The sequence below is a fragment of the Bathymodiolus thermophilus thioautotrophic gill symbiont genome (genome assembly GCF_003711265.1).
GTDB lineage: Bacteria > Pseudomonadota > Gammaproteobacteria > PS1 > Pseudothioglobaceae > Thiodubiliella.
Map to the genome: position 1 here is coordinate 1,394,277 of NZ_CP024634.1, position 21,909 is coordinate 1,416,185.

1 protein-coding gene is annotated in these 21,909 nt (G+C 42.9%); it reads left to right on the forward strand.

Annotated elements, in window-relative coordinates; translation table 11 throughout:
* Nucleotides 1-35: 35 nt before the first annotated feature.
* Nucleotides 36-21,878: a C80 family cysteine peptidase gene (locus MS2017_RS05325; RefSeq protein WP_122951507.1), complete on the forward strand. Its 21,843-nt coding sequence runs from the start codon at nt 36-38 to the stop codon at nt 21,876-21,878.
* The last annotated feature ends 31 nt before the right edge of the window (nt 21,879-21,909 follow it).

Consider the following 21,909-nt stretch of genomic DNA (forward strand, 5'->3'; position numbering starts at 1 on the left):
CCTACTAACCACTCACCCACAAACCCAAGGCTCCCATGGGCTCCGTAGTAAACATATTCAGATCCGTTGTCGACAGCATTGTATACTTTGTAACCGGTAGTTATGTTGGAGATGATGGCGATAACACACTAACTGCGCTTGGTTTTGCCGTATGGGGGGATGGTGTTTATATGCATGGGGGGAATGACACGGTCTATGCTGCCAGTTTAAAGCTTGATGTTTATGACACTTGGGGAGACTTGAGTATTTATGGTGCTGCTGGCCTTATGAATATCAATAAAAGCGATTGGGGTAATATGTCTGTGACGGGTCTTTCTGGGGCAATGACTTTGCGACATACGGGTCGATCGGGCAATATTAATTTTGATGGTGCAGCGGCAAGTAACGATGTGTATCGTCATGGCAATACAGGTAATATTTCATTTTTAGGTATTGGTATTTCAAATAGGGTGATCAACGATGTCAAGTATGGCAATATTGATTTCACAGGTGCTGGTATGTCGAATGTGGTGGAGCGACGAGGTGGAGAGCGTGGCACTATTCATTTCAAAGGTGCTGGTGCGTTAAACAAAGTTACCAATACTGCCAACCAAGGCAATATCTATTTCAGTGGCATAGGTGCTTACAACAAAGTAGAACGACGAGGTATTTCAGGCAACATTGTTTTCACAGGTGCAGGCTTTTACAACAAAGTGACCAATATCACGCACCAAGGCAACATTAACTTTAGAGGCATTGGTGGATACAACAAAGTAGAACGACGAGGCGGATACAAAGGCAATGTCTTCTTCAAAGGTGTGGGCATAGGTAATCATGTTATCAATACAGCCGAATATGGCAACACCGACTTTATTGGTGGTGGCGGTGCCAATGTTGTCAAACATTCTGCCAATGGCAACCTTTCGTTTAAAGGCATTGGCATTATCAACAAAGTTGATCACACAGGGGATTATGGCAATATGACCTTTATGGGCGGTGGCGGTGGTAACTTTATTACCCGTTCTGGCATAAAAGGCAATGGAGATTTAACCATCTTGGGTGGTGGTAATATCGTTACTTGGTCAACAGATGGCAAATTAAAAGCAAAACTCGGCGGCTTCCGTTTAAACAAAATAGACAGATACGGTCGTGGCGATACAAATTTAATACTTATCTCTCTAGGCAATATCGTCAATGTAGATGTTAGCAAAGGTGATTTAAGTTTGACAGGTATTGGCATAGCCAATATTGTTACCTACAAAGGACACGGCACCTTAAGTGCTGAATTGTTCGGTGGTGCCAATATCATCACCAGAGAGGGCACTGGAGATTCCATACTCCATCTTTTGGCTGGTGCCAATGTCTTCACTGATTTTTCTACAGGCGACATTAGCGGCTCTTTACTCGGCGGTTTGAATGTGGTTACCAAAGACGGCAATGGCGACATTAACATATCTATGTATGGCGGTGGCAATGTCCTCACCCACATCGGCGATGGCGATATTCAAACCAGAATGCTTGGCGGCGCCAATGTTATTACCAAATCAGGTAATGGCGATATAATAGCCCTGTTGTTCGGTCTTGCCAATGTCGTTACCCACATCGGCAATGGCAATGTTTATTTACTTATGCTAGGCATAGGCAACATTGCCACCAAAGTCGGTGATGGCGATGTTATTGTCGGTATGTTTGGCACTGGCAATGTCCTCACCCATGTCGGCAACGGCATGACTGCTGCATTAATGATATCCACAGGTGCTAACTTTTTCACCAAAGTTGGCAACGGTGCTACATTGGCAGTTATGTTTTCATTAGGGGGTAATATTTTCACCCACATTGGCGATGGCCCAAGTGCTGTATTGATGATAGGGGGACAAGCCAATATCTTCACTAAAATTGGCAACGGCGCCTCAGTCGCAATCATGCTTGCAGGCACTGCCAATGTTTTCACCCACATTGGCAACGGCTTTAGTGCCGCTTTAATGATAGGCGGATGTACCAATGTCTTTACCAAAGTTGGCAATGGCACCACCTTAGCAACCATGATTGGAGGGGGTAATATTTTTACCCATATCGGCAATGGATTCTCAGTTGCATTTGCCGTTGGTGAAGCCAATATTGTTACCAAGATTGGCGCAGGCAATCTAATAACAGCCGCCATCGGCCAAGCCAATATTGTGACCCATATTAATTTAGCAGGCAGCAGCGATGGCAACACCGTTAGCCTAGTAATAGGCCAAGCAAACATCGTTACCCGAATCTCTTCATTGGCAGACTTCAGCGTTACCGTGTCCCCACTTGACGCCATCGTTTCAGACCCCGTTTTAGAAAGACATCGTCTGTTCCCAAGAGGAGACATCTTTTCTGCCCCACAAAAATTCTTAGAATCAGGCTTTGACGCACTCAAAGCCACTGGCGCTGCATTACTCGGTAGCAACAACGAAGGCAGTATGGTCACATTTGCTGTAGGCCGAGCCAATATCATTACCCATGTCGGTAATGGCGCTATGCTAGGTGTTGGCATTGGCGATGCTAATGTCATCAGCAAAGTCGGTCTCGGTCAAACCATACAAGCTGGCATCGGTCGACTTAATATACTCACCTCAGTTGGCGACAACGACAGTTTGCAAATTGGCATTGGCGAAGGCAATTTGATAACCAAAGTCGGCTCTGGCCACAGCGCAATGGTTGCCATCGGCAAAGCCAATATTACCACCAAAGTCGGCGACGGCTTCCATGTCGGACTTTCCATCGGTAAATTCAATGTCAACACCCTTGTTGGCGATGGCATCGCCGTCAACGCTTTGATTGGTAAATACAACCTCAACACCCGCGTCGGACACGGCGTTAATGTCGCTGTTATGAAAGGCGATTACAACATCAATGTACGCTATGGCGATGGTATGAATGTCGCCTTAGCCGCAGGCAAAGGCAACATCACTGTCAAAATCGGCGACGGCGATTTCTACGGCGCTATGATTGAAATACGCACCAACAAACAAAGCGTTACCGCCAAAATGAAAGCCCTAATGCAAGGCATGCTGTCTAACTTAAAAGAAACCGCCAAAAGTGTCTTAGTCAGCCAAACCATCGGCACAGTCATCAACGGCGATGAAGCAGACACAACCAAACTCCGTGGCACCAGCCACTCCACCCCCAAAACAAAAACCGAGTACACCCAAAATGTAAACTCTGCCAATAAAGACATTGACCAATCACAATACCAAGACACAGACGCCAACGAAGATTCAGATATAGACACCCAATCAAGCAAAGACAAACAAACCGTCAACACTTTAAAATCCGACACACGAGTCAACGAAGAAGACGCCAATCATGACGCACAAACAGTAACAGCCTTTTTAAACAATAACAACAATAGTTTAATACCAACTCAAAGCCAAAGACAAGGACAAACACATTCCACCGGACTCGACGAACTAAACCAAAGTGGACAAAGCGATTACCACAACAGTTATACACAATTCGGCAACACCGACAAAATAACAAACGGTGCCAATCAAGACATCGAAAACAGCAAAGGTGGCATTGACAAAAGCAAAAGCAAAACACAACAAGAGCTCAACAATGTCAAACAACGCAACCAAAAGAATCAATTACACCAACAAAAGGAACAACAAGGCGCCAGTCAACGCTTGGGCGATGCCCATCTAAAAAATCAAGAAATCGGCAGCAAAGCCATCAAGCAAAAAGGACCTGCCTTAGTTGCCATGAAAGTCTATCCAACAAGCCAACACCCAGCCACCAAAAGTGTTTTTGAAATAGGCGACAAAGTCATGATTGCCTTAACCATGGACAGAGCCATGAAATACCAAGAAGGCAAAGCAAAATACGCTGCCGACTCCAAGGTCATCATCAACGGCTTGGTCTTCTCCCTTTGTGCCAACAAAGGGTTTGCCGACCCCTCTACCAATCCAGATGAAATCACAGTAAAAAACACACAATTAATCTTTGAACACACCGTTCAAATCAACGATGCCTTTACCCAAGGCAAAAGTTTTGCCATTCAATCCTTCTCCGATCTCATTATCAGTGGCATCTCTGACAACGACGGCTATCCGCCTACTTTTACCAACATCATTTACCCCATCTCACTCAACAACACCATTGCCACTAAATTTGACCAACGCAACTTAAGCGTATCTGGCAATACATTCCAAGGTTATACCATTAGCAAAGAATCAAGCGATGCCTCTTGGAATACCGATGCCTTTTCTCAAGAAAGTTTTGTCGGCGATGGCTATGCCATTTTTACCCTAAACGCCACCTCTGCCAGAAAAGGCTTGATGCTCGGCCTGTCCACCGACAACCCAGACGGCAGTTACAAAACCATTGAACACGCCGTTTTTATTCACAACAACAAAATAAAAGATGTCCGCAACAACAACACCAAATACACCGATTTAAATTATCGCTACCAAGCAGGTGACCAAATTAAGATTGAACGCCACGGCACCACCATTCGCTATTACCACCTCGACCACAACGGCAACACCCTCCGCATACTCGCCACCCAAACCGGCATATCCGCCACCTCAGCACTACACATTGACACCTCCATTAAAGACAAAAACCTTACTCTTACCCATGTAAAGCTAGTCAAGGGACTAAGCAACATAAGCCCATACACCATAGATGTACACGCACCAAAACCCATTGCCGATGCTTGGCACATAAAAGGCGAAACTAGCCACACAGACAACACAAGTAACACAGACAATACAGGCAACACAAACAACACAAACAACATCCTAACCATTGGCGACAAAATCAAAGTAACCCTCACCTTAAATGAAGCCGTTACCTTAGCCAAAGTTGGCAGCAACAAAATTATGATTGCTGGCAAAGCCTTCTTATTAACCGGTGAAAACAACACCAGCACCAACACCCTAGAATTTGTCTATACCATTCAAGCAAACGACACAATAGGCACCAAAGACTTTAATATCGATAACCAATACGACATCACCCTAACTGATGTTAAAGACACAGACGGCAACAACATCGACTTCAGCAGTATTACCAGCCCCATACAATTCTCCAAAACATCACTTGACACCAATTTTGATATCGGCGGTGGCAACAGAATAACCCGCACCAACGACACTTATGAAAAAACCTCTGGCGCTGGCTGGAATGCCGATGTTACCTCTGCCAAAGGCTTTGTTAACGACGGCTATGTCATCGCCAAAATTGGCGCCCTTGGCAAAAGCATGATGCTTGGACTTTCCAGTGACGACACCGACAATTCTTACGGCAGCATAGATTATGCTTTGTATGCAGATGGTGGCATCGGCAGTAAGTTTGTCATCTATGAAAATGGCGATCGTGAAAAAGACACCGGTGTTGCTTATGCCATTGGCGACTATATGAAAGTCGTTCGTTCAGGCACCAGCATAAAGTATTACCACATCAAAGCCGCCGACGGCCCCCTTGCCAAAGGCACTTTACTTTACACCTCCAAAAAAACCTCAAATGCCAACACCCAATTGTTCTTAGACAGCGCCTTTCTCAGCGTAGGTGCCAAATTATCAGCAATGCAAATATTCAGCAACAATCATCTGCCATTCTCAGTAGATGTTTACGCACCCAAACCCATCAGCACCAACGCATGGCAAATAGACACCACAACCGCCGATAACAACGGCGTCTTCACCCTCGGCGATAAAATCAAATTAACCCTCACCATAGACGAAGCCGTAACCTTAGCCAAGGTTGGCAGCAACAAAATTATGATTGCTGGCAAAGCCTTCTTATTAACCGGTGAAAATGGCACCGTTACCAACACACTGGTATTCACTTACACCGTTCAAATCAACGACAAAATTGACGCCCAGTACTTTAACATCAGCAACAAAAACGACATTATTCTCAACAATGTCACAGACAGCGACGGCAACAACATTAATTTTGACAACATCACCTACACCACCCCCGTCAAACTGTCTAACACCTCACTTGACAACAACCTAACCATCAGCAGTGATAAACGCATCACCTTAACCAACGGCGTTTATGAAAAAACCACCAATGCCGGCTGGAACAGCGATGTAACCTCCACCAAAGGCTTTGTTAACGACGGCTATGTCATCGCCAAAATTGGTGCCCTTGGCAAAAGCATGATGCTTGGACTCTCCAGTGACGACACCGACAATTCTTACGGCAGCATAGATTATGCTTTGTATGCAGATGGCGGTATCGGCAGTAAGTTTGTCATCTATGAAAATGGCGATCGTAAAAAAGACACCGGTGTTGCTTATGCCATTGGCGACTATATGAAAGTCGTTCGTTCAGGCACCACCATAAGGTATTACCACATCAAAGCCGCTGACGGCCTCCTTGCCAAAGGCACTTTACTTTACACTTCCAGCAAAACCTCAAATGCCAACACCCAATTGTTCTTAGACAGTGCCTTTCACAGCATAGGTGCTAAGTTATCAGAGATGCAAATATTAAGTGGCAACAAACCCACTCTTTCCGTCGATGTTTACGCACCAAAACCCACTACCAACGCTTGGCACATAGACTGCGAACCCGCCAACAGCAAAGGCATCTTTACCATTGGCGATACCATCAAAGCAACACTCACTTTAGACAAACGCGTTACCCTTGCCAATGTCGGTCGCAATAAAATCGTGGTTGCCGGCAAAGAATTCCTTTTAACAGGTATCAACGGCACCGTTACCAATACCTTAGATTTTACCTACACCATTCAAGCTAACGACAAACTGATTGCCACCAGTATGCGTTACGATGTTCTTTTAACAGGCGTGGTAGATGACAAAGGCAATTCAGTGGATATGAGCAATGCCACCAGCCCTGTTGGACTGAGCAACAAATTGATTGACACCGACCTTGTTATTAACACCAAACCTCTTATTGCCAGTTTTCATTCATTTGTTTTGCCTAACTTGAGCACCATAACACACACAGATGGCGTGTATGAAAAAATCCTTGCAAGCAATTGGAATACCAATGTCACTTCCGCCAAAGGCTTTACCAATGATGGCTATGCCATCGCCAAGATTGGCTCCCTTGGCAAACACATGAGAGTAGGGCTCTCAAGTGTCAATACCAACAACAGCACCCATAATATGGATTATGCTTTGTATGTGTCCGACAATACCTTTTTAATCTATGAAAAAGGTCATTACAAAAAAGACACACAAGTGAGTTATGCCGTTGGCGACTATATAAAAATCGCCAGATCAGGCAGCACCATCAAGTACTACCACATCAAGGCAGCTGACGGCGCACTTGCCAAAGGCACCTTACTCTACACTTCAAACAACACCTCAAATGCCAACACCCAATTGTTTTTAGACAGTTCTCTTTATGGTGCAGGTGCCAAATTATCAAACATGCAAATATTTAGTGGCAGTCATGTGGCATTTTCAGTGGATGTTTACGCCCCCAAACCCACCAAGGACGCTTGGCACATCAGTGGTACTGTTAACGACCAAGGTGCTTTTGCCCTTGGCAATGAAATTAAAATAACCCTGAACATCGATGAAGCCGTTACCTTAGCCAAAGTTGGCAGTAACAAAATCATTATTGCTGGCAAAGAATTCCTCTTAACCGGCACCAATGGCACCGTTACCAAAACCTTAGAGTTTGCTTACACCGTTCAACTTAACGACAAAATCAACAGCGCCTTTTTGATTGACAACAAAGACGACATTGTCTTAACCGACATCAAAGACACAGACGGCAACAGCATCGACTTTGGCAACCTCTCTAACGGCATAGACATCACCCCCAACAGCCAAAACCTTGCCCTTAGCAACAAAGGACTGGCAACAATCACCACCAACATCACCCGCTGGCATGCCAACAACACCAACAGCAATATTCAACGCATGACCGATGGCAACACCCGTGCAAACGGTGCACTAGATTATGCCACACATCCAAAAAATGCCAATGGCAAACACATCTTATTTGATTTTAAAGGGGTTAATTACAACAACGGCAGTTTTAAGTTGTATAACCGCAAAATCCTAACCAGTAGAATCAACGGCTCAGTCGTTGAGTTCCTCAAAGACGGCGTCGTGGTTTCCATCCGCACCATCAGCGATGCTGGCAATGTTATTGAAATCACCCCCAGCAGTGACATTGTCTTTGATCAAGTCAAACTCACCTTTAGTGGCGATTTACAAAACTTCCGTGAAGTTGAAATCTTTGGCAAAAACGCCAGCCTATCAATAGACGCTGGCGCCCCAGAGCCCCTAAAACATAACGCTTGGCGTATCAATAGAGACATTGCCGATAGCGGTGGCGCCTTTACCGTTGGCAATGAAATCAAAGTAACCTTACGCTTAGACGAAGCCGTTACCCTCGCCAAAGTTGACAGCAACAAAATCACCATCGCCAACAAAGACTTCTTCTTAACAGGCACCAACGGCGATACCACCAAGACCCTAACATTCACTTACACCGTACAAGCCAATGACAACATCAACGCCGAAGATTTTAACATCAACAGTAAAAAAGACATTGTCCTAAACGACATCAAAGACACCGACGGTAACAACATCAACTTCAGCAGTATTACCGGCGCCGTCTCACTCGCCAATGCATCCCTTGACACCGACTTTGTCATTGGCGGTAATAATAGAATAACCCACATCAACGGCGTTTACAAAAAAACCGCCAACGCCAACTGGAATGCCGATGTCGCCTCCACCAAAGGTTTTGTTAACGACGGCTATGTCATCGCCAAAATTGGCGCATCCAACAAAAAAGTAATGCTCGGTCTATCAAGCAACAACAGCAACAATTCTTACGACAGCCTAGATTACGCCCTATACGCCGACCCCGGCACCAACAAGACACTTATCGTCTATGAATCCAGCGAACGCATATACTGCACAGGCGTAACCTACGCCAAAGGCGACTACATGAAAGTCGTTCGCTCAGGCACCAGCATAAAGTATTACCACATCAAAGCCGCCGACGGCCCCCTTGCCAAAGGCACTTTACTTTACACCTCCAAAAAAACCTCAAATGCCAACACCCAATTGTTCTTAGACAGCGCCTTCCACGATGTCGGCGCCACATTGTCAGAAATGCAAATATTTAGCGGCAACTATTCAGCACTTTCCATCGATGTACACGCCCCCAAACCCATCGCAAACGCCTGGCACACCAACAGCATACCCAACAACAACAGCACCAACGACAACGATAACACCAAAAAAAGCAAAAACATAAGCAAAGGCGTCTTCACCCTCGGCGACCAAATCAAAGTAACCCTAACTCTAGATAAACGCATCACCCTCGCCAATGTCGGCAAGAACAAAGTCATCATTGCCGGCAAAGAATTCCTCTTAACAGGCGTCAACGGCAAAATCACCAACATCCTAGAGTTCGCTTACACCGTTCAAGTCAACGACAAAATTGATACCGCCTTTCACATTAACAACAAAAACAACGACATTGTCCTAATTGACATCAAAGACACAGACGGCAACAACATCAACCTTAACAAGGTTCCCAACAGCATCGACATCATCCCCAGCATACAAAACCTGAGCCTCAGCAAACAAGGATTGGCAACCATCAGCACCAATGTTAGCAGTTGGTACACCGATGACGCCGCCACCAACATTCAACGCATGACCGATGGCAACACCAGTGCAAGCGGTGCCCTAGATTATGCCACACACCCCATGTATGCCGACGGCAAACACATTTTGTTTGATTTTGGCGCAGCCAACTACAGCAACGGCAGTTTTAAACTTTACAACCGTGAAAGTTTCACCAACAGAATCAACGGCTCAGTCGTTGAATTCCTCAAAGACGGCGTCGTGGTACTCAGCCGCACCATCAGCAATGCCGGCAACATTGTCACCATCACCCCCGCAACCTATGTTATCTTCGACCAAGTCAAACTCACCTTTAGCGGCGATGCACAAAACTTCCGTGAAATTGAAATCTTTGGCAAAAACTCAAACCTATCCATCGATTCCGGCGCCCCAGAACCCCTAAAAAACAACGCTTGGCACATCAACAGAGATGTTGCCGACAGCAACGGCGAATTCAATGTTGGCGATGAAATCAAAGTAACCCTAACCCTAGACGAAGCCGTTACCCTCGCCAAAGTTGGCAGCAACAAAATTATTATCGCCAACAAAGCCTTCTTCCTCACAGGCGCCAACGGCACAATCACCGACACATTAGAGTTCACCCACACCGTTACAATCAACGACCAAATCAACGCCAAAGATTTTGACATCGACAACAAAAACGACATCATTCTCATCAATGTCAAAGACACACACGGCAACAACATCAACTTCAGCAACATCACCCGCTCCATAGAACTCGCCAACATCCCCCTTGACACCAACTTTAACATTAACAACAGCAATAGCAACACCAGTACCAACGACAACACCAACACCAACAATAGCAACAACATAATCCACACCGGCAACCTCTACGAAAAAACCGCCAACACCGGCTGGAACACCAACATCACCTCCGCCAAAGGCTTTACAGACAATGGCAGCGTTATCGTCAAAATAGGCAGCAGCAACAAAGCCCTAATGGTTGGATTGTCTACCAACAACAACAATAATAATAACGACAACAACAACCCAACAACAAGTTTTGCCATCCACATCAACAACACCGGCAACATCAACGCCATCTACGAAAACAACCAATGCGTCAAAGAATTCCCCACCGACCAATACCTCTACTCAGCAGGCGATTATCTAAAAATAGAACGAGACAACACAACCATAAACTACTACCTCATCAAAGCCAACGACCAAGCAACCAAAGGTACCTTACTCTACACCTCAAGCCAAATCTTAAGCACCAACACCAAACTGTTCTCAAACAGCGCCTTACACGACATCGGCGCCCAAATATCCAACATCCAAATGTTTGACGACAACAAATCCTCACTCTCAATAAAAGCCAAAATGTCCACCTTAACAACCAACCCTCTAGGCGACAACGACACCTTCGACCAAACCTCTGGCAATTACCAACTTAACAACAACTCTAGAACAGGCACCTCCACCAATAACAACAACCCCAACAATCCCAATAACCCCAACAACCCCCAAAACACCCAAGAAGAACAAAACACCCAAACAGCACAAAAATGGTTCAAACCCACAATCAATCACCACTTCTTCCAAAACTTACCCTCCTCCCAAGCGCCTCAAATCTTTATCATCACCGGCCTATCCAACGCAAATGTTGACCTAGCAATGCAACTCAAAACAAAACACGACATTGTCATCTACTACAACACCAGCACCAACCAAATAGAATACCTCTACGGCCAAGAAAACGACATCGAAGTAACCCGCATAGAATACCACATCATCGCCAACGGCAAATCCATCAACACCCTAGTTGAAGACACCCTCAACAACACCTACACCGTCAACACCGACGACGACATCGACACCCAAGCCATCGTCGCCCAACTACAACAAGCCATCACCACCAACAGAGCCAACACCAGACTCCACGCAAACTGGCTCACCAGACACAGTTTCGCAAAAAGAGGCCTACCCTTCACCCCAACCCCAACAACCCCCAGCACCCAACCCAATACCCAGCCCAATACCCAGCCCAACCCCCAATCCACCCAAAAAACATCCAAATACCAAAGCAACATCATCGTCCAAAACAGCAACGACCCCACCGTCATCGAAGCAGCCAACGCCTTATTCAACAAACACCCCACCACCAGCATCCTCGTCAAATTCGACCAAAACGGCAACCTCATCACCCTCAAAGGCACCCCCTACACCCCCACAGGCGACACCCGCATTAACTTTGTCGACCACGGCACCAACCTAAGCCAAGAAGGCGCACAATCACTCGCAAACAAAGCCCAAACACTCCACCAAACCTACAGCAACATCAACACCAACATCAAACGCATCGCCCTAGTAGGATGCAGCACCGACGGCGCCAACCAAGACCTCACCCGCAACTTCGCCAAGACCATTTATAACAACACCCCCGCACTAAAAAGTGCCGAAATAACCGGCAGACATGGAGATATACAAATCAACCCAGACGGCACCAAGACCATGGTTGTGGGGGGTGAAAAGATGATTTATCAGTGGAATGCTGATTTGGATATCGTTACCCAGCAAACTGAAGAGTCTAAGCGGGTGGGAGAGATATTAAAGGGTTTGAAACTTGGCGGTGCAAATTCTGAAGGTTCGTCTGATACTATTGATATAGACAGTATTCCAGACACATTAAACAGTAAACAAGTAGACACAAAAATCTCTGTTGGCTCGGGTACATATAAAACTGTCCACGATTTAAAAAATCAACCTGATTTATTGGTATTACTATTAAAATCAAGCTATGAAGCCCTCGAGATTGAAGAAGAAATAAGGCACTTAGAGCAACTAGATTCGCTTGGTATAAAAACGCCTAAACGCTATAAACAAATCAAATTTATAGATGAATTTAATGATGAGCGACACGGTTTAGTGGTGCAAAAAATTAAAGGTGCACAAGATATAAGACTAACATACAAATCTCCGACTTTATCACTAAAGGTGCTTAACAATAGCAATAATCAGACCTTAAAAGACATTAAGCATTTGCAAAAAATATTTGAAAAAAACCCTAATCTTTCTGTATCGGATCTTCAAGGGGTTGTCGCTGAAGACGGTCAATTTTATATTATAGATCCGCTTGGTATTAACATTAAATCAAGCAACAGGCGTAACACGCTCAGGTTAGAAACTTTACAAGCATTTGAACAACATATTTTAAAACACCACAAGCGCTTTACTGATAAAACACGCAATCACCTTACCTATGTTGACAAACAACTTTGGGAATCACCCAATGGTGCACTAAAACAACAAATGCTAAGCGATGCACAGAAAGATGAAAACAAAGTTATTGTTACTTATGATGTTGCCACAGGTCAAAAAGAAGTTGTTCATCAACCAAGTGACAGTCAAAGTTTGACTTTTGATACTGTTGAAGTCATTACCCAAGACACCAAAAACCAAAGTGTTGATTTGAAGAAAGATTGCCTTGATTTTGCCAAGGAACAAAGTTGGAAACAAAGCGATGATTCAGTTTTTCGTGTAAACACCCCTGAGGAATATGAAGCCTTGAACCTCAAAAGCAATGGCAAAAATAAATATAACATTATTTTGCCAATTGGCGAAGATGAAATTACCAAAAATGCCGCTGAATCATTATATAAAAAACACCCTGAAAACAGCATTATTGTCACACTTAACGAACAAGGTAAATTGGTTTTTCCAGACGGTCAGGCGTTTATACCTGATGCAAGTGTGCGGATCAACATTGTAGGGTTTCCAGAAGAATTGGAAAAAGTTGGTGCTGAAAAATTAGCAAATTACACCGATGAAATAGTGCGACACTATGATATAGATTCAGTGGACAGTCACGCCTACCTAAATCGTGCCGCTCTAGTGGGTTGCAACAACGGAGATCTTAGTGAAAATTACGCTAAACAACTTTATACGCGAAAATATTTAAGAGGTGCTAGTGTTACAGGTAGATTAAGCAATATGCAAATTAATGCAGATGGTTCTAAAACGATGAGTGATGACAACAAAAAAATCATTCATAATTGGAATTATGAAAATAGCAGAGCCGTTTGGACGATAGAAAAATCTGCACATGTTGGTGAAGTTTTAGCAAGCTTAAAATTAGGATTGGGCGACACACCTCCTGTAGATATACCTGATTCATTAACTCATGAGGATTTAGGTAAATTTATTAACAAAGGCGCTACGAAAGCCGCTTACACCTTAAAAAACCACCCCAATTTATTGTTTTTACAACTAGATGCAAATCTGAAGGAAGAATATTACATTAATCAACTAAAAAATGAAGTTGATTGGGTTAATAAATTTAGAGAAATGGGTGTTAAAACACCAAAATATTTTAAGACGCTTACTATGGTTGGCGAAGATGGCCAGGAGCATCATGGAATTTTAGTTGAACGCATTCATGATGCATCATTAGCAAGACCAGAAGATCCTGTTGAAACAACAGACCCTTCTGAATTGCTTAAAGATGAGCGTATAACACACAAAACGCTTACCGATATTCAAAATTTATTAGAAAAATTCAAGCAACATTCAAATTTGAGTATTGGTGATTTGCAGGTGTTAATGACTAGAGATGGGCAACTTTATGTTATTGACCCATTAAATGCTTATACGCCATCGTCTAAGACTTTATCTTTTTTTTCACAACAAACCAGAGAAGAAAATATAAGAAACTTAGAAGAGTGGAGAGACACATCGTTAAGTGTTCTAGAAAGATTTGACCAAAACAAAGGTATGCACGCCATTTTTGTTGACAACAATATGTTAGAGAGAGATCCAGAGTTTGAAAAAAATCTATTAGACAAGGCAAGAAAGCAACAAGATCTTGTTGTGATAGGTTACAACTTAGACAATACAACAAAGGTGCTTTACGAGCCAAGAACTGACTATGAAATCGATAGAGTTGAAGTGATAGTTGATAAAAACAATCGTTTTGTTAGCAAAGATCAGATGAACGATTTAATAAAGGAAAATCCACAAGTATCTACAGACATGGTTTTTCGCCATGCACTAAAAAAAGATTTCAGCAACTACCGAACCAATATTATCGTCCAACATGGTAATAGCGACACCGCAATTAAGGCTGCCCAAGACCTTGCTAACAAACACCCTGACAACAGCATCATTGTTCATTTTGATGCTAATAACAAATTAGTCACCTCAAACAATGAGTTTTATACCCCTAAAGGCAATGTGCGACTTAGTTTTGTTGATCATGGGGGAAACTTTGTGACAGACGAAAGTAACATGGATAATTTGATTGACAAAGTCAAGCAAATTAATGACACTTACGGCAATGAAAATACTTATTTTGAGCGCATTGCCTTGGTAGGTTGTGACACCGATGGCGTTGGGAAAACTTTAACCAAAGACTTTGCCCGTGCTGTTTATAACAACATACCTACCCTAAAAAATGCAGACATTACTGGTAGAGCAGGGGAGGTGCAGGTCAATGATGATGGTACCAAAACCATGAAAACAGGGGGTGCTAAAACGGTTTATAGTTGGCACAATGGCGATATTGTTTCAAAAACTGAAGATGCCAAAACCACTGCCGACAAACTTAAGAATCCGTTAAGTTTAACAATATCTGATTTTATTTCTGAACGAATGCTTGAAATAGATGCGCTAGTGTCGTTTGTTAAGATACCTGCGGATTTTGAATTTTATAAGATTCTTTCTGAATGCAAGAACTATATCAAGACTGCCGACTATAAAAATATGAATTTAGAGGCAAACATATCTTTCCTTAAAGGGATAAAAGAAAGATTGAGTAATTTTGCCACCCCTCTACCTTCGATGCAGGCACATATAGCAACATTGGAAAGTTATGTTGCGGAAGTTATTTCTAGAAATGAGCATCGCATTGAAATGAATAAAAAGTTCCCAGTTTCCATTACAGGGGACAACAAAATACCCAATGTCATTCATTATGTTTGGACGGGTGGTGCAATGCCAGAGCCTTATTTGGAAAACATTAAAGCCATTAGTAGACAAAATGACAAATTAGCGGTACGCCTCCATTATGACCCTAATACCTTGTTAATCAATGAACTCAAGAAAAGAATGCAAGCCCATGTGGACAAGAATTTGCCCTTAACTGGTAATCGCATGTATGAAGCGGTCAAACTTACAAAAATATTCTCAAATTATTGCGGAGACCGTGACTTAAGCAGTGATATCATAAAAAGATTTATGGTTGATGTGTTAGATGTTCCAATAGCAGAAGTTAATGCGATTGAGGAAAAATCCGAAAAATATTGGAATGACTTTCCTGGGAACAATCCAAAATTAGCGCTGGTACCTATATCATTCGACGACACAGAGTTGTCTGGAATGAAAGAAGCTTACCAATTTGAACTTAAAAATGGATCTATGGCAGGTGCATCTGATGCTGTTAGGTTTTCTGTGTTGCATACTGAGGGTGGTGTATATACTGATGTTGGCCTGATTTCTAATTTTAGAAATCGAAACAATGTTTTGTACGATCATATCCAAGATTTCCCTGAGAATGGCTTTCCCCATAAGCAAGTAATTAGTATATTTAATGACGCTTACCCCTTGGTGGTTAATAATAACTTTCTCGTTGCCGCACCTCATTCTGAATTTACAGGCACCATGGTTCAAGATATCTCCGAAGCGTATAACAAAATAACTTCTGATAGAGTTAAGCAGGCAAGACATAGTTATGGAAGCAACCAAATCCTTGATCAATATAGTACTAGCATTGTGCCGCTCGGCAAGTTTTACCTTGACCGTGAAAGTCATCTTATTAAGAAACAATTTGCAGGATATTTTATTGATACTCGCGGCTCTTGGCAATCAAGTTGGAATGTTGAAGGCATTGAATTTATTGTTCTTATAGCAGACACTGAGAATCTATCAGTTGAACAAAGAAGGGGCTTGGTTGATAGTATAGAAAGGAATATTGATGGCTATAACAATGATGCTTACAAGATTGTGGTTTTAGACTCTAATACTATTATCAATCCAGTAAGAAGAGAAATTGTTGAACACATGAATCCGTTCTTTACCGTACAAGGAGTACCCAGAAAAAACGATAGAATATTAATAGATTATCCTGAATTATTTGCAAGAAGCAAGCAAATTGTTGTTTATGACAATAACAATAATTTTAAGCCTATGCTAACAAATTTTAGCGATGTAGTGGAGCATAGAAATTCATCAGAATTTAATAAAACAATAGAAGGTGTTGTAAGTGCTCGTTGTTTTCAAGTATTTTTATTTGATGATCAGGAAAATTTCAAGAAAACCATACAAGAACTTGCACCAAATATTTCTAAAGAAAATCATGTGGCATTGGTTTACGACGAAGCCAATCAAAAATATACTGTGCTAGATAATCATAATTTTACATTCAAAGATGGTGATCGCCTAAAGGTAAATTTCATTGGAGAATTAAATAATTTAGATGAAGCTGCCGAAATACAAAGAAAAGTATCCTCTGCCGAAGATGCACTTCCACAGATTGATATTAAAAAAAACACAAGGGAAACAAGGGTAGTTTTAAGCAAAGACATCAGGTTCGATCAAAGTTTACTTGACATAAAAAAAGTTTTCTCAGACAACCCTAGTTTTTACACCCATAAAGGTACTGCAGCCATACACGCACAAAATGATGAGGATAAATCTAATATCACGATACTTGTAAACAGTAAGACTGGTCTTACTGCTGTACAAGACAATGAGACATTATCATGGGAAACACTGACAGAATTCGAAAGGAGTGAATTTCAAAGAAGAGAAAATAGCGCAAATAAGTCTGACAACGATTCATTAAATAAATACCATAATATTGTCATTCAATCTAATGGAGCTTGGCGTCTCGCTTCTTATAATATAGCTGGCGACACCAATCTTAAGGGCAAGACAAGTATCGTTCAAGTTTCAACCACTGGATTTAGAACCATATATGGAGCACCACCTTCTTTAATTACAGGAGATGTTAGGGTTGTTTTTGCATTTGATAGGAATACTGATATTGTGCCTAATATGAATGGCATCAGTAAAGCACTTGGCCCTAATGCAAAAATTAAAGATGTGCGCCTCGTTAATAGAATGGAAGAGAGTGTTTTGCAACAACCCAATACTCGATCGATCTATATGGAGCAAGTTTCACGGTTAGCACATAGACACAAAGACGCTCAAATACACATGCAACAAGATATGCAAACTGACCGATATATGCTTCGTAATTATTCATACAGTTTGCCTTATGTACCAAATAATTCAAGCAATCCTTATCAAAAAAATATTATTTTTAAAATATCCGATGACAGCGATATTGATAAATATGCCGATAGAATGACAATTGTAAGCCCAAATACCAGTTATGTTGCCATACTTGATCCTACTACAAACATCGTAAGAGTATATGACTCATATGGCAATATAGTTACCAACGCTAATATACATGGAGAATATGAAATTCATGTGTTGGGTCGGGTCTCCGACTTGGAAAGAATAGGCAGCAAAGGCCTGTCTAATCATATCATAAGTTTACAAAAAAGCATTAAGGTAAAACCAAAGGAAAAAGTTAGTATTAAATTAACTACTTGTAGCACACAAGAGTCAGCATCAAATGACTCGTCATTTGATGCAAACAACCATGCACTCAGTACTGTTCGTCAATTAAAACGATATAATAAAAAAGTAAAAATATCAGATAATAATGCCAATGTTGTACTTGACACCAGTAGAGAAGGCATGGCGATTATGCTTCATCACCTAGCCGAAACCACCCCCCACCAAGACACCCCCCTCCATAACTGGGCCGACTTAAGCCAAGAACAAATCAACAAACTAACCACAGAAGCCCAAAAACCCCAACCCAGCCTAGCCAACCACGACCACCAAGTCCTCATTCAAACCGAAGCCGATGGCAATGTTAGAGACAGTACCTTTAGACTTGCCTCTAAACACCCCGCACAAACCACCATTGTGCAAATGCAAAAAGACGGCACTCATCAAGTGGTTTACGGCCTTGATCTTGAGGATATTACCGGCAAGGTCAAAATGGTGGCTGTGGGTTATGGCAGAGAGAAGGACGGCGCACAAACCATGGGCGGCAGAACTGCTGATGAATTAAGTGCAAATATTACCGAACTCAATCGAGCCTTGGCAGGCAATGCAGACATACAACGCATTAGCATCGTTGGCTGTAATATGGAATCAGACAATCCTACTGACAATAACGACAGTCAATACGGCAGAAGAATGGTCGAAAAACTCAGTCAATCAAACATCAAAGCCCCTGTTGCTGTTAGAAGCAGTTATGTTGCTGTTGATGAAAACGGCAGAAAACTAACTTCAAACACAGGCGCAGGCAATTGGATGCACAAAGACAGTGCTGCCAAAACCGTTTACAGTCTTGGTGCAACTGGCGCTGTGGTTAGCAGAGTGTATAACGACGAAGGCACTTTGATTAAATACAATGGCAGACGCTTAAACGAAGACTTGGATAATGACAAAAACACACAAGGTGCAGAAAATCAAGAAACAAGCGACAAGCACGCTCAAGGGCAAGGACAAGGACAATCAGAATCGGAAACAGAAACAACCAAACAAAAACTAGACGATATCGACAAACGCCAAACTGATTTTGCCAATTCCGTTAACCAAAATAAACTCAGAAGATTACCCAATGGCAACGCCCCTGCCAATAACGACAATGAAAACACCAAAACAGGCGGTATGTCCGCCCCCGCTCTCAATGTGCAAATCGATATCGGCGGTGGCGACCATGCCTCTCTCTTCGGTGGCTCTACCAATGTAGATGTCAAAGTCGGCAACGGCGCACACCACACACTGATGTACGGCAGCAACAATGTTTTAGTCAGCATCGGCGATATAGGCGACAGCAGTCGTTTTGTTGAAATAGGGGGCTATCGTGCATTAGAAGGTGTGCAAATCTTAATAGGCACTAAAAATGTCGTGGTTAACCACGGCGTTAGAAACGACCTAATCATTGCCACCGACCCTTCTTTCCCCATGATTCCATTTGTCAATCCTTTTGACGGCTCTGCCAATATCTTAGGCTCTTTACAAGGTATGGCAGACATAAGCAACTCTGGACAAAACGCCTTATGGAGTTGGAAGAAAACCAAGAAGTTTGCCACCAGCATGAGTTCCTTAGACAGAACCAGCGACACCAACTATGAGAAAATCTTAATCAGTGGCGGTCAAAACGCAGTCTCTGACCGAGGGTTAAAATACGACATAGAAATGGCACTCAACAAACAAGCCAATAACTTTATGCAGCGTGAAAGCAAACGCCAACAAGCAAAGCAAAACTTCAAAGAACACATCAGCAACTTTAGTTTAAACCTCACAATCGGCGGACAAGGCTCCGACATCCTCATTGGCAACGGCAATTTCAGTTTTATGTTCGGCGATACCTTCTCCTCTGTTTTAGACACCACCGTCGCCTCCTTATTCGGCATTATGCAACAAGGCTACACCTTAGACGGCCAACCCAAAACCACCTTTACTTACACCCCCAGCAATGTCAAAACCAAACTGATTAACGGCATTCTCAACGGAATGGCATCCCAAGCAAAAGACATCACCTTCGGCGACATACTGGGTTACAAATACACCAACTTCGGCCACATCTACAAAGCCGTAGCCAACACCCCCGATTTATCCCTATCAAATTTATTAAAAGAACTCCTGGGCACCGTATCTGACACCTTTAGCAACTCCATTACCGCCTTATCTGAACCAGAACGCATTGTTAAGGCATTAGTCGCTGGAGGAGAATCGTTCAAAGACATGGGTGAAAACACTTTAGATGCATTAGGCATTAAAGACAAAGATAAGGACGATGATGACGACGACGATAATAACAATGATAACGATGAAAACAACAAAGACAACAACACAAACACAAACACAGGAGACAACGACAGCGAATCCAAAAAGAACAAAAGCAACAAAGCCTTCGGCTTCAGCGGCCTCAAACTCCCCTCATTGTTTAATATGTTCACACCCAATCTAATCAAAACCCTAAGCAGTTTACCAGAACTGGCAGAAACCCTATCCAGCAGCATCTCCACAGACTCTGCCAACATAAAAGACAAAGCACTTGAGCTTTTCTCCGACATTGGCTTTATGTCCAATGACGGCGATTTGTTCTTCAACATAGGTGCCCAAAACTTCGCATGGGGTGGCGATGGCAAAGACCTATTTGCACTCATGGGCACCAACAACAATGTCTGGGGTGGCAAAGGCGATGATGTCGCCTATGTCATTGGCGAAGGCAACACCATCAGCGGCAACCAAGGCGATGACAGCGCCGTGTATGTCGGACAAAACCACATGTTCATTGGCGGCGAAGGCGATGACATTGGCGTTGCCTCAGGTCGCTACAACACTTTGTTTGGCGGTACCGGCAGAGACCAACTTTGGGCATTTGGAGAGGGCGCCTATATCACCGGCAACGAAGGCGATGACTATCTAGTGTCCACTGGCAATTATGGCAAAATTCACGGTCACACTGGCGATGACATCGGCATTTTAATCGGTGCTCACAATGTCATGGACTTAGGCAAAGGTAATGACCACGGCAAAGTATTTGGCAACAAAAACATCGTTTATCTACGCGATGGCAACGACGAACTAGAAGTCGCCAGCCATCAGTCTTCTATTATGGCAAACGCCGGCGATGATTCTTTATATATGCACAAAAACTCAAGCGACAACAAGATTGACGCAGGATCAGGTGATGACTTATTGTATTTAGGCGGCACAGAAAACAAAGTTACTGGTGGCACAGGCGCCGATATATTCATCGTTGGCAACGACAACATCTTTAGCACAATCATCACCGATAAAGACGATTACATCGCTTTTGATTTAGACAGTTATCAAGACACCATGTATTACAAAAGCAACAACAACCTTTTGATTAAACACCGATCGTTAATAAAACCCAACAAAGCCGACAGCGATTACCAAAGCGACAACACCGGCGTTGACATCGCCAAACAATACCGCAACCAAGAAGGCAGCGTGTTAATTGAAGACTATTTTGCCAATAGCAACAGCAATGAAAGCGCAAAAATCTGCATCAGCATTGACACCAACAACGACCGCTATCACTATTTAGACAAGGCACAAATCAGTAAGTTAGTTGAATACATGTCATCCTTTGATTCCTTTGCTGATACCGAAGGTGTGGCTAACTATAAAAGAGAGGTTAATCAATTGTGGTCTGGTGCGAAGGTTGGCTATAATATGCCTGAAGTTATGAAGAGTTTGGCTTGATAAAACAAAAGAAAAAGAAAAAGAAAAAAGG

What these genes read in the sequence shown, in the direction of transcription:
- MS2017_RS05325 (WP_122951507.1), top strand. Translation starts at nt 36, where the DNA reads ATGGGCTCCGTAGTAAACATATTCAGATCCGTTGTCGACAGCATTGTA.